This is a genomic window from Paenibacillus sp. XY044 (genome assembly GCF_002257645.1).
Lineage (GTDB): Bacteria > Bacillota > Bacilli > Paenibacillales > Paenibacillaceae > Paenibacillus_AQ.
On the sequence record NZ_NQMO01000009.1, the window covers coordinates 276,047 to 292,677 of the forward strand.

The following is a 16,631-nucleotide window of genomic DNA, read 5'->3' on the forward strand; positions in this document are numbered from 1 at the left end:
TTAAGCATATTTCGGCGTACATGGCATACATTCGATGAAGCCTGACCACCTGATCCCTAAAACCAAAGGCCGCTTCCCGGTTGTTTATCCGGGAGCGGCCTTTATTCGTTCCCCCACTCGCTGGGGTTATTCCAATGTTAACAGTCCGATGTTAGACAGGTTTTGCCACGTTCTGTCCGACGTATCATTCCAGATCGCCACGCTGTCGCGAACCCCGTCGTCGTTCTCGTCATTATTGACCTGTACGTCAAACCCGATGAGGCTGCCCGCCTTAGGAGGTGTTCCGACCCAATCAACAGCGGCCTCAATGATGTAGCCGGTCGGGGTCCGCTTCGCGGCGGATGTCAAATTGGCGCCGAGCGATCCGGGGTTGACCGACGGCTCGTTATCGAAGTTCACACGATACTGCCCGTCGTCGCTGTCATAAGAAGCGGCTCGTGCGTTGTTCTGATCGATGAAGATTTCGACCGAATCCTGCTCCCACGCATTGGCGCTCCGCTTGGTCACCAGAGAGTCGGTCACCTCGGCCAGCACGTACAGACGGTGATCGTCCCAGAGCGTCCGGACCTTGGCCGTTGAGCCCGAAGATCCGCTGACCCAGCGGTCGGTTACGATCTGCTCGGCCTTGCTCCAAATGTCTTCGATGTCTCCGTCGATGGCCGCTGTTCCTTTTACAGCCTTGGCGGTTCGCGGACCTTCCACCATCGTCAATACGCCAAACCCGGACGTATCCGTATCCTGCCTGTGATGAATATCGTTCCAGGACGCCAGCTCTTCCGCTGAACCGGACCGGTCGCGAATGCGGACGTCAAAGCCGATTTCCTTTCCGGTTTGCGCACCGTCGACCGGGATCGAGGCTTCGATCCGGTATCCCTTCTCCGTTTTCACCACGTTATACTCGGCCGGTTTATGCGGATTCGCGCCGCTGCGCCGAAACGTATACTTTTTGTCGTCCGCTTCATAAGCATTCGTTTTGCCGTTATTGCCGTCAATGTACACTTCGACGGAATCATTGCCGTTGACTGTGGCATCATCGACATCGACCCATACGTACAGATGTCCTGCGTCCCATAATGTCTTATATGTCGCTGCCGCTTTGCCGCCTGTCTGGATCGGTACCGCCTGCGCCACATTCCATACCGCTTCCGCCTGGCCGTCAATCTTCACGCTGGCCTCCAGGGCTTTCGTGCGCTTCGTTTCAACCGGAACCTTCGCCGGATCGACGAGCGCCCAGTATGCGTATTTGGCTTGCAGCCGTTCATCGAACAGCAGCGGCCAATTGTTGCGAACGACCGGGAACGTGCGCAGCCAGGTGTTCAGGTCATCCTTGCCCCAGAATATGACGGCGCTGAGCTGATCCGAATGCTTCCTGAATACGTCGAAGATCTCCCTGTAGCGGTTGGCCTGCTTGATTTGCAGCTCGGTTGGGAACGTCTCATAGGCCTCCGTGTCATTCGTATAGATGCTCATGTCCAGTTCGGTGATTTGCTGATCGATGTCAAGATCCCGGAACGCCTGAATCATATCATCTAATTCCTGCACCCGGGGATATTCGATCCCGATATGCGTCTGGTGGCCGACGCCGTCAACCGGAATCCCCTTGGCCTTCAAACGCTTAATCAGATCATGCAGAAACTGCCGTTTCACGGGATCATTCGTGTTGTAATCGTTGATGAACAGCTTGGCGTCCGGATCAGCCTCATGTGCATAAATGAACGCCTTTTCAATGAATTCCTCGCCTGCAATTTGATACCATAAGCTGTTGCGGAGGCCCCCCGGTTTCTGATCGCCGGGCTCAATGACCTCGTTTACAACGTCCCAAGCGTAAATTTTTCCCTTGTACCGGCCAACGACGGTATCGATATGCTTTTTCATCCGCGCATATAGAAGCTCCTTGCTGGCGAGGTTGCCGTTGCTGTCGTAAAACACCCATTTCGGCGTCTGGGAATGCCAGATGAGCGTGTGGCCCCGCATGGCGATCCCGTTATCCATAGCAAAGCTTACAATTTTATCGGCTGCCGTAAAATCGAATTGACCCTCCGCGGGCTCGGTGGCGTCCCATTTCAGCTCGTTGCCGGCCGTCAGACTGTTGAAATGCTTCCGGACCAGCTCCGCATCAGGGCTGTTCGGATTCTGGATTTCATTGACCAGCACAGCCGTCCCCAGCTTGAATTGGCCGGCAAACACGTCCTTCAGGCTCGGAATGTCCTTCTGAATCTCGATCGGAACCGGATCCGGAGCGCGCTCAATCACGACATCGTCCACGTAAAAATCAAGCGTTGGAACATCGAAGGACTCGATATAAACGGCTAGGCTTTCAATCTGGTGTTGCAAGGTATATTCTCCGCTAAGCTTGACCCATCCGCTGTCGCTCGCCTGGACCGATTTGACGAGTTCATAGGCATTGGCGCCATCCGTCGTGCGTTGCACCACAATCGATACCGGCGAGCTTGCCGTTCCGGCAGGCAGCTTGACCCAAGCCGATAAGTGGTACGTCTTTCCCGTTTCCATGATTGGGGTCACGTCGAGCTGCGGGCCGTTCCAGCCCTGGGTTCTACCGGTGACCTGCATGCCGTAAGATCCCGTATGGGCTGCATTCGGGGAAACCGTCAGGACCTCGTTGCCGCCCCGACCGTACCAGCCTTGAAGCGTCCCGTCCTCAAAATCTTTTGAGATGCTTACCGGAACGCTTGCTGCCGCATCGCTCGTTCCGGCTGTTCCCATGCGGCCTTCAGATAGCGGGCCGGCCGACTCCTGCTCAGCACTGGCCAGACCCGGGCGTGTGCCGAGCGATAAAGGGGCCAATAAGAGCACAAGCGCAAGCATCAGCAGTATGGAACGTTTGATTCGATGCTTTTTCATGAATCCACCTCTCCTCATGTCATCTATTCCATTAAAACGCCGCTTAACGGCGTTCTATGGTCATGTTATGGATCACTTCATTCCATAAATAAAACCAGGTTAAGTTCAGATCGTCTGTCTTTCGTTTGCCGGGTACAGAACGATACGCCCGTCTTCAAGTTCGACACGCACCTTGTTGCTGTCCTTGAAGCTCCCCGTGTCGAGGTAACCGGCAGGAATTTGCAGCCGGCCAGCCTTGTCGAGCACTGCATACTCGATATGGCTCTCGGCTTCCCGCCGGGCGGTGTCGGCGTCCATTTGCGTCAGCACATCGGAATAAGAGATCCTGCGGATCATCTCGGCCGACGTCTTTCCGTCGCGGATCTGAACAACCCGGTCCACCTTGCGGGCCAACTCCGGATCATGGGTCACGATTACAATCGTGATGCCGATGGCCCGATTCAACGTCCGGAACAAATCGAGAACCTGATTCGATGTGCCTGTATCGAGCGATCCGGTTGGCTCGTCGGCCAGCAGCAGCCGCGGTTCGTTCGCCAGCGCGATGGCGATAGCCACCCGCTGCTGCTCACCGCCGGACAATTCGCTGAGCTTGTTCTTCACCCTGTGGCTCAGGCCGACCGCTTCTAGGAGCTCGAGCGCGCGGGCCCGGCGTCTTCGGCCCCGCAGGAGAATCGGCAGCTCGACATTTTCGATCGCGGTCAAATAGGGGATCAGGTTGCGCGCGTTATTTTGCCAGACGAACCCGACCGACTCCCGTTTATATTGCACCAGGTCGTGCTCGCTGAACGCGAGCAGGTCCTTGCCGTCTACGAACAGCTTGCCGGCCGATGGTTTGTCGAGGCCGCCCAGCATGTTGAGCAGCGTCGATTTGCCGCTGCCGGAATTGCCGATGATCGCCATGAATTCACCGTTCTCCACCTGAAGGTCCAGGCCCTGAAGGGCGACGACTTCCAAATCCGCCGTTTTATAAATTTTGACGAGCCCTTCGCATTGAATCATGAGTTATTCCTCCCCGAGCTTCAGCGCCTGCGCGATGCGGATTCGTGTCAGCTGGTACCCCAGAATGAGCAGCCCGGTCGCCAGCGTGAATCCGATAATGCCGTACAGCTGCAAATAATCGCTGAGTTGATAGGTAATCGTGAATGGAGGGACTTGTTCTTTGGACGCAAACGACATTTCGAACAGCGGCACGAATTTCATGCTCGTGACGTTGCCGATGAACACGCCGATGAGGACCGCGGCCCCCGACGTGAGCAGCTGTTCGCTGACGAGCATGCCGATCATTTGCGGGAAAGAGATGCCCATGGCCCGCAGAACCCCGTATTGAAGCGTCCGGCCGGATAAGGTCAGCACCCAGAACAGCAGGAACCCGATGAAGCTGACCAGCATTGAAATGGAAAAACCGAGCGTCATCACGCCGTTCATCGCCAACCGGAAAGGATCATTTCTGGACTGGACCAACTCCTGCGTCGCGTCCCGCAGGCTCGTCACCTGCAGCTTCTTCTCCTGCAGCTCCCTGTAGATTTGTTCGCTGTTCGTACCGTCCGCCAGCTTCAGCCACACCTCATATGGCTCGACGGCCAGCCTGTTCTGAATCGTGCCCAGATGTCCGACAACGAGATGCGGCTGCTCGGGTTTTCCGCTTCCCTGATCGGACGGCAGCGGGCTCCAGCTGGGCCAATAATCGATGATACCGTACACGGTGAACGTCGCCCCGTCCAGGCTGTCCCAGTAAACCCGGATCGGATCGCCGGGCTTCAACTTCGCATCCTCCGCGAGCGACCGCGAAATGAGCACGGCCTCCGGATTCGGGGCGATCAGATTCAGGTAGCTGTTGATCGGATACTGCAGCAGCCCCTCCTTCATCCAAGCGGTACTGCCGAAATCCTTCGTGTCGATGCCAAAGAGAGCCGTTTTGCCGGACTTTTCATTGCCGACGGCACTGAACCTGGCCTCCTGCTTCTTGAACACCTTTGCTGTCGCTTGCACGCCGTCCAGTTCCTCAAAGGGCTCGAAGGGCGGCTCTGTATACTGAACCCGTTTCTGCACGGTTGTCGTTGCCGGCTCAGACGGAGGCTGCCCTCCCGCCCCCGGGGATACGGGTGGAGGCGCATCGCTTTCCCACTTCGTCGTCAGCGCAATGTCCGTGCCGACCGCATACCGAACCTTGCTGTCCATGTTGTCGTTGATCGTCCTGGCCGCGTTCGCGCTGAACAGGCCCGTCGCCACCGTCATGATCAGGAACACCTGAATGGTCAAATACTGCCCGGACGAGCGGCTGATCTGAACGAGCGTATGATACAACGCAGGCGGCCATCCGTTTCGGCCCAGCCAATAAACGAGCCGGACGAACCAGGGGTATACCCGCAGCACCAGCAGGCCGCCTCCAAGCGCGAAAAGAGCCGGGGTCAGGAACAGGAGCGGATCGACCTGCAGGTCGGCAGATCCCAGTGCAAGCCTCCGCAGATCCTCCTGGCGCTGGTTGAAATTGTACAGCAGGTAAGCTGCTAGGCAGATAAGAACAAGATCCAAACCTGTCCTGTGCCAGATCGACAGCCGGGTGAGGCGCGCCGTCTGCTGCTTGTGGCTTACGATGCTGACCCGCGTTGCGAGGAAGGCCGGAATGAGGATCAGGATGACCGCTCCCGCCACAGCGGCTGCAGCCACTTGATAGGCGCTGCTCGTCATGCTGACCTTCAGCGCGGAGCGCTGCACGAACTCCAGAAACCCATTGGAAGCGCCAAGCAGTTTGGTGAACCATACGCCGAGAAAAGGCCCGGCGGCCAGCGCGCTCAGCCCGAGCAGCAGGCTCTCCAGCAGGTAGGCAGCCATGATCTGCAGTCGGCTTGCTCCCCGGCTGCGGAGCACGGAAATTTCCGTCTTCTGCCGGTCAATGATCAGATTGGCGGTCATATATAAATAGAATGCCAGCATCAGCATGACAGGGGTATACAGCGAAAGCGTCACCGTATCGAGCTTCTCCTGTTTGCCCTGGTACGATGCGATGGTCGGGCTCGCCGGAATTTTGATTTCGGCTACCCCAAGCTTGCCTTTAAAATAACGCCGGACCTCCCGGTCCGCCTGGGTGAACGCATCGACCTTGCCCAGCGACAGCTGTTCGTAATTGAGCGCGAGCCGCCATTCCATGCTGGAGACCCTGGCTTTGCCGCCCTGAGTAAATTCTCGCTCGAACTGCTGGAATGGGATCAGGAATCCGTCCTCGTTCTCCGTGGTCAGAAACGGCAAATACCGGTCCGCCTCCGGATTCGTCTCTACGATGCCGACCGGGATGACCCGAAAGCGGGTACTTCCGCCATCCTGCGGCTCTACGGTCAGTTCTTCACCAAGCTTCCGCTTGGTCGCCAGCTGAAACTTCTGCGTGACCAGCGCCTCGATGATCCCGTCCGAACGATCCGCAGGCATCCGCCCCTCGATCAGCCGGACCCGTTTCTCCAGATCAGACAGCGACATAAAACTTCCTAACGTCTTTTGCGATTGCTTCTCTTGAGCCGAAGCATCGGCGCCGTATACCTTCATCTTCGGCGTGAACCGCTGCTGATAGAACGACAGTGCTTCCAGCCCCATGCGCTCCGGAATCGTCTTCACGAACCGGTCGGCGCTTCCGATGGCTTCCTTCGTCTTTGCGTCCATGGATGATGCCGAGACCGTCGTGCTTATTCGGAGAAAGCCCGGATACACGCCGTTCCCGGTCTGCACGGACTGCAGCTCCTTCAGTAATGTCCGCTGCAAAATGGCCTGCGAGTAGAGCGGCATGGAGCTGAACAGGGCCACGCATACGGTAAGGCCGATCCACAAATTCAGCTGCAGCCACTTGTTGTTGGCCATCTTGCGCAGGATCATCGTCCACAAAGCCAATACATACACCCCATCCCTAAATGCCCGGTCGGCCCGGGCCATACCTCTTCGGTTAATTGTTCAGAATGACCTTCTGGCCTTCCTCAAGTCCTTTGACAATCTCGACTTCCGTCGGCGTCGTCAATCCGATCTCGATGTCAACTTCCTTGCGGCGTTCTCCTTCGGCGATCTGAACATAGGAACGCCCCATATAGGAGCGGATTGCCGAGCGGGGTACAATGATGGCGTTATCCCGCTTCTGAAGCTCGATCGTCAGCTCGGCGCTGTCGCCGACCTTGACGGCTCCCGGAGCGTTGTCCATGCTCATGAAGATCGTTACCCCGTTCTTCTCGGCCTTCGAACTGTCGGCTGCTGCCGGTAAATCCGAAGGGGCTTGAAGGACCTTTCCCTTATAGTCCTTGCCTTTATACTTGAGGCTGACAGGCATGCCGGCTTTGACCGGGTTCAGATCCTTGCTGTCCGCTGCAACATAAGTCAGCTGCACTTTGGACGGGTCGGAGACGGTGACGATCGCTTGATAAGCGTTCACGTTGTCTCCCGCATTCAGCTTCTCGACGAACGTCACCGTTCCCGAGACGGGAGCGTACAAGCGTGATTGGCCAAGCTTGGCCTTCATCTCCTGCAGCGACATCCGCTCGCGCTCCAGGTCGATTTCCTTAAGCCGCAGGTCGACGGCGCCTGCGCCGGCATCGCGTGCCTGTTTGTACAGCAGCTGTGCGCGCTCTACATTCAGCTGCTGCAGACGCACCTGAAAATCGAGGTCGCCCGTCTCCAGCTCGGCCAGCAGATCGCCCGCCTTCACTTCCTGGTCCACCGTCACCGGAATCGATTTGAGCCTTCCGCCCATATCCTTGAAAGACAGCGCTTCGGATTGGGCCGACACAAAATAAGCCGTCCCCTTCAGAAAGGTCTGAATCTTCCCGCGGCTGGCCTGCACGAGGTTAAACTGTTCTTTGGCCGGCTCGACCAAGGGCGGCTGCAGCGTTTCCGGTTCGACCGGAAGGAGCGAACAGCCCGAGAGCAGCATCAGCGCCGTTAGAAGCGCGGCTATTCGCCGTAGACGCCGGTCTATTTTAGATAAGGGGAGATTCGTTCGTTGTCTGCGATACAATATTTCCATCCTCCAATGCGATAACGTGATCGACAAGCTCCATCATCCCGGGGTCATGCGTCGTGAGAACGACCGTCATCCCCGATTCTTTTACCAGCTCGCGAAAAATGCGGACGACCTGCAGCCCCATCCGGCTGTCCAGTTCGGCGGTCGGCTCATCCGCAATCAACAGCTCAGGCCGGTGTACGATGGCACGGGCAATGGCTACGCGCTGCTGCTCGCCGCCCGACAGTTCGGACGGCCGATGCTTCATCCGTTCCCGCATGCCGACGCGGTCAAGCGCATGCTCCACCACCTCCCGGTTACCCTTCAGTCCCGCGATACGCAGCCCGAATTCAACATTTTCGTAAGCCGACATCAGCGGAATCAAGCCATGCGACTGGAACACGAGGCCGATCTCCTTGCGCCGGATCTGGCTGCGTTCGGAGCCGGATAAACCGGTGATTTCCCTCCCTTTGAAATACACCTGCCCCTCCGTCGGATCGTCTAATGCGCTGAGAATGTTCAATAGCGTGGTCTTTCCGGAACCCGAGCGCCCTCTCAGAGCCACGATCGTTCCAGGCGGAATGTTCAGATGGATATTTTCCAAAGCGGTAACGGCTGTATTCCCCCTGCCAAAAATCCGTGTGATCCCGCTTGCCTGCAGAATCGGTCCGCCGCCCGTATCCTTCGTCTCCGTTTCCTTACCGGTCATTGCACTCGCCCCTTTGTTCTGACCCGATTCGCCTTCACCAACCTCATTGTAGCGCTTCCATTCAGGGGGAAGTACCCGCCAGTTCCGGTTCGTTTACCTGAGAAAATGTAGATATGTGCAGGCTGCAAATTGTGCGGCTGCGAGTTTGCAATAAGAAAAACGTCTATCGACGTACTCTCAAAGGAGACAGACCGCGTTTAGATGTTGTTTTTCTTGCGATATCAGGAAGGTCTCGCTTCGAATTTTATACTTTCTGATATCTAAAAAAATGCCGCCCGCTGAAACGGACGGCATTTCTTACAACGACCTTACCTCTCACATATTCATTACCGGCACATTATCGAAATTGCCAATAGTCGATCTGGAACAGCTCGATATCCGGCTTCCCTTTGAAGATCAGGAACAAATCATGCACGCCCTCCGCACCGCTGACGGGCACCGCTATTTCGCTCCACAGTCCGCCGGTCGAAGACACTTGAAGCGTACCGATCGATTTGCCTTCAGGGCTGTCCAGGCGGAGCTCGATGACTCCCCCATCATTCGCGCACGATACAGACGCTGAAAACGCTGAAGCCCCGGCGCCGAAATCAACGCCGGACACGGCGGTCCAGTCCCCATGATGAATGTCTGTTAAAACCATGAGGTCTTCGGCCTGTTCCAGTCCATCCGTCTGAAGCTTACGCACATTCACGCCTGCGCACCAAGCGATCGTCTCCGCTCCAACGCGGTCATATGGATTCAGCGGCTTGATCTGCTTAGCGCCGGTCATGTCCGCTTCAATGGATTGAATCGCACCATCTTCGTCCAAGATCACCCGATTAAGGTGAGTCGACCGATACCCCTTCACCACGCCCATAGCCTTCGACAATGTCTGGGCGTGATACGCGATATACCAATCACCATGCAACTGGAACATGGCATGGTGGTTGTTGCCGCTGACACCGAAAAAATGACCGGGATTTTTAAGGATCGATCCCTGGTACGTCCATGGCCCCATTGGGCCGGTGCTGGTCATATAGGCAATCTCCCCTGCCGGAGGACTTCCCTCCGGCCGAACGCCATTGTAGAAGTTGGAGCAATACGAATAGTAATATTGGCCGCCTTCCTTATGAATGCCGGCATCCTCGAACATAAACGGAGCCGGGATCGGCTCGGCTTCGCCGATCACGCTGATCATATCGTCACCCAGCCGCATCATCCGAGCGGTCCCGGGATTCTCATCCAGGCCTTCCGGCACGCCCCCGCCAAAGTAAATATAGCCTTTGCCGTCATCGTCCACCAGCACGGCCGGATCGAAGAGCCATACGACGCCTTGAACGCCCGGCGTGTCCCTTGCGATAAGCGGCCTGCCGATCGGATCGATCCATGGGCCAGTCGGACTGTCGCTTGTCAGCACACCGATGCCGCTGGCGTTGTTGGCAAAGTACAGGAAGAAGCGGTCTTTGCCGTCTATTCTTTTGTGAGCCGCCGCAGGTGCCCAGGATTGCGTCGCCCATTTGGCTGCTCCATCCGGACCTGCCACTTGAATGGCGCCATGGTCCGTCCAGTTCGCCAGATCATCCGATGAAATTACCGATATGCGGTTGATGGTGCTATAGCTGTTGTCCTTGACCGCTCCTTGCTCGTCATACTCTAATACATCGTCTGTATTGTAGAGGTATACGCGTCCGTCGAACACCAGTACATAGGGGTCTGCTCCAAATTTATGGGCGACAAGCGGATTTCCGTTTCGCGGCAGCTTGCCGATCGGTGCATGAACGAGTTCATTCATTTTTGTGTCAACTCCTGTTTTCAGCATTTTTTGTATAACCAAACTCTCTTAAAAAGAGTAAGGCTTGCGTTCAGCGGGAACAACCTGTCTGATCCGTCCGGATCACCCGCCAAACTCTAGTTTCCAGAGGTTCAATTCAAAGAAAGTGTATCCCGGTATTCCTGCGGCGTGAGCCCTGCTGCTTTTTTGAAAAAACGGGTGAACGAATGGGCCGCCTCGTAACCGACGGATAACCCCACCTCGCGCACTTTCAAATCGTTGTCCCGCAGCATCTCCTTGGCTTTCTTCACCCGGCATTTGTCGATAAAATCGGATAAGTTGATTCCTTTCTCCTGCTTGAAGAACCGCGACAAATACGAGGGATTGAAATAATGGATTTCCGCTAGGCGCACCAGGGACAAATCCTCACTCAAGTGCTCTTCGATGTACTGGCAGATCCGGTCGACAATCAGCGAGGCCCTGTCCCTCTCCTGCGTTTGTTTGCTTAGGAAAATGGATTCCGCGACGCGTTTCAAATAGCCGAAGGCCTCCTCCATTGAGGGATGATCGTTCAGCCGCATCAATTTTCCGGTATCGCCGATATGCCCGTGCATTCCCATACGGCCTATGCAGGAATGCAGCATCAGCGCAATCGTATAATACGTCTCGATCGTTAACTGAACCTTACAGCTCATCTGCAGTGCACTGGTCGTTACCTCCTCAAGCGCTTGGATAAATTCATCGTGTCTCCCCGACTCCAGATAAGCCCTCAGCACCTCTGCTGTCTGACTGTCCGCAAAGCTCGCTTTGCAGTCCAATCCATCGAGCGGCTCGAAGCCGTCGCGTACAATGATGGCTCCCCCGCTGCCGCTCCTTAACTGCTGCAGCTCCCGCAGCCTTTCGTATTGGCGCGTCAAGCTTTCCCACCTGCATGCTTCGCAGCTCAGCGCCAATCCGATGCTCAATCCAAGAGAACCGATGCAGGATTCCTGAACCAGCTCCAAGGTCCCTTCCACGAAACGGATGAAATGGCTGTCGGTCCCGCCCTCGGCCGGTTCAGACGGTTGCAGAAACCAAAAGGCGTCGCCATGCTTGTCGGTGATCCCCATACTCCGGGCCCTGCCCGAAAAATAGGTATCCCATATCCTTCTGACGGACGACAGGATCTCGCATCTTTCCGTATACGTCCTGCCCTCCGGATACGAGATGCGGCCAAGGACCAGCACGACAGGCTGGGCGGGATCGAGGCCGATGTCCAGCTTGCTGAATTCGCGAGCCAATATGTCTGTATCCTCATCCAATACACGGCTGTTCTGAAGAAGGTGCCTCATATAGTCGCCCTGCGCCATGAATTGGAACGCCAGCCTCTGCTCACGGGACTGTTCCAGCAGCAGACTGTCGTGATGCGCGCGTTCTATATCGTCCAAGACATCCTGCACGGTGTCGGTCACCTTGGCGTACCCTTCCGTCTTCAGCACATATCGGGCATTTGTCATTTGGATCGCGCGGTACGCATATTCGAATTCACTGTGGCCGGTCAAGAACACGACTCTGCATCTGGGCCAGTACTTCCGGATTTCCTCGGATAATTCCAGCCCGCTCATGCCGGGCATGGCTATATCGGTCAAGACGATGTCGATTCTCGTGCGCGACATCCAATCCAGCGCTTCCTTGGCGGAATAGGCTTTGCACACATCGAGCCGCTCCGGTTGATAGCGGTTGAACACTTCATACAGTCCGTCCGTAATGATATCTTCATCGTCAACGATCAGCAGTCTGTACATCCCCGTTCTCCTCCCTGATCTTGATACGAATGGCGGCCTGAAGCCCGCCCAGGCTGCTTCTGGACAAGAACAGTCCGCTGCCTTCGCCGTAAGTAAGCAGGATCCGCCGATGGATGTTGATCATCCCGGTCATTTCGTGGGATTCGGCAGGACCAGTTACCCGATGCTGGAGGGCTTCGAGCCCGGCATCGTCGATGCTGTTCCCGTTATCCTCCACCTTGATGACGCATTCGGAGCCGGTACGCTCAAACGTGACGCGGAGAAACCCTTCGTTCGGCATGCTCTCCAGACTGTGCTCATAGGCGTTCTCGATCATCGGTTGGACGATCAACCTCGGCACCTTGATGCGCTGCATGTCCACAGGCAATTCGTCGAATTGGACCCGAATGCGCCGGGAGAAGCGAAGCTGCTGGATTTCCGTGTACATTCTCGCATGCTTGATTTCTTCCGACAGCGTGGCATGGTCCTCGCCGTTGCGGGCGATGAACCGGTAATACTCGCCGAGCATGATCGTGAACAGCTCGATCCGATCCGTATCGCCCGTCTTGGCCAGCGAGTTCAGAATAAAGAAGCTGTTATAAAGGAAATGTGGTTTGATTTGCGACTGCAGCTGCTTCAATTCCGCCTTCTGCATCATCAATTTCTGTTTAAAATCTTGATCGATTAAATTCTGCAGCTTGACGAGCATCTGATTAAACCGGTCATACAAATAGCCGAACTCATCCTTTTGCTCATGCTGGATCGGAGTATCGAGGGTCCCGCCTTCCATCCTGCGAAAGCTTTGAACGAGCGAGAGCAGCGGACGATGAACGTAACGATAAGTGGAATAGGCATACACAATGATGGCAAAAACCGAAGTTACCGCAAATACCCATGCCCACAGGTTGAATTTGATCAGCGGTCTCTTGACCGTTCCCTCCGGTAAGTACGAAACGAGCGAAAGGGCCAGCTTGTCGGAATTGGCGATATTGAAATGGTACTCCCTTCTCCCGATATCGAGCAGCATCGTACTGTCGTCCAAGCCCTTGGCCGCCTTTATAAAATCCTCCAGCAGCTCTGGCGGCGTGCCGGTGCTGGACAATGTGAATCCAGCTTCCCTCGCGATCAGAATCGAGCCGCTTCCGGGATACACGCCGAGCGGTTTCAATGAGTCCTTCAGCTTGTCGTTATCCAATTCGATTTGAACGAGATACAGCGGATCCTTCACATTGTTCCCGCCAAACTTCGAGGCGGTAAGCTGAAGCGAGTCCCCCTGCCGCATCAGCCGGGCGCCGCTTCGTTCTCCGATGGAGCGTATTTCATCATATCTTTGCTGGTCCAGCGTACGGACGGCATTGCTGGCCGAAATCGTTTTGCCAATCGAATGAATATGGACATATATATCTTTAATGTACGGGCTGCTGTTTTTTATGGAAGTCAGACGGTGGAGCAAGTAATTTACGCTGTACCTTTTCTCGGCGCTGTCCATCATCCCCCAGGTCACTGCAATTTTATGGAGCTCGCTTTCCTGCAAAATGTCGAACTGCTGAATTTCAAGCCATTCGATTTCCCGATTCAGCCCCTCGAGATAGGACGATAACTGCGCCAGTGAATTTCTTGATATTTCTTCGCTTGCGTTGGTATAGCTCCAATTGTACAGGTATACGCCGAGCAGAATAATCGGGAGGATCACCACCAGATACATCAGAACGAGCCTGGCCAGGATGGTATGACGCAATGAATTCACAGGAATCCTAATCAAAACAACGCCTCCGATGCACTAATCTTTCTGTTTGTTCGAGTACCATTCATTGACTTCGGCTGTCATTTTATCACCGCCCAGACGATGCCATTCCTGGGCGAAACGATCAAATTCATCGATGGGATGACCAAGAATAATGTTGGTGAACGTATCCATCGTCAGAGAGTCGAGTATCGATTGTTTTTCGATCATCGTATCGGTTGGCGCGCCCACAAAGCTCTCATACAATAACTGGTTGTTCCTTTTATACCGGTCAAGGATGGAAAACGCTCCCGACGGGCCATAGGTTCGTTCCCAGCCCCAGCCGGACGGATTGCCACGGGTCAGATAAGCCTCGATGTTCTTTTGAATCGACCTTGCCTCATCCTTAAGCACATTAGGGTTTCCGGTTCGGCGTGCCTCTTCAATTTGGTAGTAGGCGTCCAGATTCTTCAGTGCAGGGTACGGAGTAACCGGAGAAAGCTGCCAAGCCGGATAAGGGGTGCTGTAATAGATTTCGTACTCGGCCGTCGCTCCCCAGTTCTTTTCCAGATGCAAATTGAACAGCTTTACGATGGCCTCGGGATGCTGGACTCCCTTACGGACGGCAAGAAATTGATGGGTAGCGAAGCGGAGCGGCACTTTCGCCGGTTTCCCTGTGGCCGAAACAATGGGAAAAGCCTGCCATCTGGCTTCCGGATCCTGCTCATGATTGCCCTGCACGACAAACGATCCCCACTGTTCGCCGTACATCATCCCGTATTTACCTGCGGTAAGCTCTGCTTTGGCCTTGATGCCGTCTTTAAACATAAATTCCTCGTCAATTTCTCCGTTCCGATACATGTCCTGAAGGACTTTCAGCGCAGTCTTGACTTCAGGTTGAACAGCTCCGTATACGAGCTTGCCGGATGGATCGCGTATCCATATATTGGGGAAGGCGTCGTAACCGGCCATAAATGCCGACAAGCCCATCACGGGATCCCACAAATATTGGGTTACCGGGAGCCCCAATGTATCCTTTTTTCCGTTTCGGTCGGGGTCATTTTCTGTAAACGCTTTCGAAATGTTCAGGACGTCATTCATCGTTTGTGGCGGCTGTAATCCGAGACGGTCCAGCCAATCAGTCCGGATCCAAATATACTGTGCTCCCTCGATCGATGCGCTTGTCTCGGGAATTCCCATCAGTTTGCCGTCTACCGTGGCCGCTTCAAACGGTCCGGTCCCCTCCTGGCCCAAAATTTCCTTCGTGAACGGCGCAGCATATTTCTCATAGGCTTCGGTCAAATCCTGAATCAGGCCTGCATTGCTCAGCTGACGCAGCTGATCTGCATCGACTCTCACGACATCAGGCAGGTTTCCCGAGGCAAGCGCAACGCCCAGCTTCTGGTTATAGAGGGTGCCTTTGGCTGTCCAATCATATTTGATCCGGACGCCCAGAACTTGCTCATACAGCCGGGTCCACCGGTTATCTTCCAGCGTTTCTCCCGGAAACGTTTTGATCAGGTTGTCCAAATCATCGCTCGTCTCCCGCACGAAAGTGAGCTCAATCGGGGGATCATACTTCTCCAGGCCGGGTTCCGAATAGATGTACTGACCATCGGTCTTCCCTGTTACCTCCTCACCGTCAGACACCCCGACCCGGTCGCACGACGCCAGCATGGACAAGGGCATCGTGACCGTCAGGACTAGACCAACTACACTCCATTTGGGAATACGCAATGCGCCAACCCCATTTCGATTAGATTCATTAAAGCGTATCAAGACTATTATCTTGATGGCGTACGCACACACACAACCCGCATCTTTTTACTTGCTCACCCGTTTTTTACTTTTTAATGTAAGCGCAAACATTTTCTCTATTTATTTTAAATCAGTTTTTATGATCCCTCCTATTCATAAACTAAAGAAATACCCCCAATAAATGCAGGACTTTGCGTCAGTCAATTCCACTTCATTTCCTGCTCGGCCAGCAGTTTCTTAATTGCTTTCGCGGCTACTACGAATAGTTCAGGTTGGCTGAGCCCCGCAAGCTTTCCGGTTGCTTGCAGATGCGGTTCCAAAGACATAAATCCGGAATATCCCGTCTGTTTCAATTGCTGGAGAAGCAGACGCAGCTGCCCGTCCCCCTCGCCGGCAGGAACCACTGAACCATTGTCCATCCGTGCGTCCTTCACATGAATATAAGAGATGTAGCCGGCGAGCAGCGGGTATGCCTCAGACATGGGGTGTACCCTGCATTGCACGAAATTTGCGGGATCAAAGGCCGCTCTCATGCCGGGCGACGAAACGGCCTCCAAAATGTCCTTGCAGCGTTCTCCGGTATCGCCGTAAATGTGGCTTTCATTCTCATGCAGCAGTACGATTCCGGCATCATTCGCCAGCTGAACGAGCCGATTCATGCGACGGAAAACTTCCTCTCGGAATTTTTCATGTTCTCCCTCCGGAATATAAAACGAAAATATGCGGACAAACTTGGCTTGAAAAAACGCTGCCAAACGTATGGCGTGCTCGGCCTTTGCAAAATGTGGATCAAAGTCATCGGTGATCTTGATTTTTCCCAGAGGAGAGCCGATCGCGGAGACGCCGAATCCCCGCCGGGTCAGCCGTTCTTTAATCTTCACCGTTTCCTCTTCGGTTAAGTTCAATACATTTTCCCCCCAGACTCCCCGCAGCTCCAGATAACGAATATTTTCCGATTCGAGGACATCCAGCTGTTCTTCCAAATCCGATGAAATCTCATCTGCGAATCCAGTTAATGTAATCATGATAAATCCCCCTTCATTTGCTGAACTGAAATACTTCATCATGGATGAGTCATACAATCTCGATTTTCT

At 54.8% G+C, this 16,631-nt stretch carries 10 protein-coding genes; all 10 read right to left on the reverse strand.

Going from position 1 to position 16,631, the window contains the following annotated elements:
* Window positions 1–126 precede the first annotated feature (126 nt).
* A complete protein-coding gene (locus tag CJP46_RS29390; RefSeq protein WP_094599174.1) occupies window positions 127–2,862 on the reverse strand; it encodes an endo-1,4-beta-xylanase in 2,736 nt (911 codons plus the stop codon).
* 105 nt (window positions 2,863–2,967) lie between these two features.
* On the reverse strand, window positions 2,968–3,861 hold the full coding sequence (locus CJP46_RS29395) for an ABC transporter ATP-binding protein (protein ID WP_094599175.1): 894 nt from the start codon (window positions 3,859–3,861) through the stop codon (window positions 2,968–2,970).
* 3 nt (window positions 3,862–3,864) lie between these two features.
* Window positions 3,865–6,738 (reverse strand): ABC transporter permease, encoded by a 2,874-nt coding sequence (locus CJP46_RS29400; protein ID WP_094599221.1) that lies wholly within the window; start codon window positions 6,736–6,738, stop codon window positions 3,865–3,867.
* A gap of 52 nt (window positions 6,739–6,790) precedes the next feature.
* On the reverse strand, window positions 6,791–7,849 hold the full coding sequence (locus tag CJP46_RS29405) for an efflux RND transporter periplasmic adaptor subunit (protein WP_256992585.1): 1,059 nt from the start codon (window positions 7,847–7,849) through the stop codon (window positions 6,791–6,793).
* A complete protein-coding gene (locus tag CJP46_RS29410; protein WP_094599177.1) occupies window positions 7,812–8,543 on the reverse strand; it encodes an ABC transporter ATP-binding protein in 732 nt (243 codons plus the stop codon). The genes CJP46_RS29405 and CJP46_RS29410 overlap by 38 nt, the downstream gene beginning before the upstream one ends.
* 337 nt (window positions 8,544–8,880) lie before the next feature.
* Window positions 8,881–10,314, reverse strand: coding sequence for a glycoside hydrolase family 43 protein (locus CJP46_RS29415; RefSeq protein ID WP_256992586.1), 1,434 nt, complete (start codon window positions 10,312–10,314; stop codon window positions 8,881–8,883).
* A 131-nt stretch (window positions 10,315–10,445) separates the two neighbouring features.
* On the reverse strand, window positions 10,446–12,077 hold the full coding sequence (locus tag CJP46_RS29420; RefSeq protein WP_094599179.1) for a response regulator transcription factor: 1,632 nt from the start codon (window positions 12,075–12,077) through the stop codon (window positions 10,446–10,448).
* Window positions 12,055–13,818 (reverse strand): sensor histidine kinase, encoded by a 1,764-nt coding sequence (locus tag CJP46_RS29425; RefSeq protein WP_373558053.1) that lies wholly within the window; start codon window positions 13,816–13,818, stop codon window positions 12,055–12,057. The genes CJP46_RS29420 and CJP46_RS29425 overlap by 23 nt, the downstream gene beginning before the upstream one ends.
* 18 nt (window positions 13,819–13,836) lie before the next feature.
* Complete coding sequence (locus CJP46_RS29430; protein WP_179281381.1) at window positions 13,837–15,468, reverse strand: extracellular solute-binding protein; 1,632 nt, start codon at window positions 15,466–15,468, stop codon at window positions 13,837–13,839.
* Between the two features lie 269 nt (window positions 15,469–15,737).
* Window positions 15,738–16,562 (reverse strand): sugar phosphate isomerase/epimerase family protein, encoded by an 825-nt coding sequence (locus tag CJP46_RS29435; protein WP_094599180.1) that lies wholly within the window; start codon window positions 16,560–16,562, stop codon window positions 15,738–15,740.
* Window positions 16,563–16,631 lie beyond the last annotated feature (69 nt).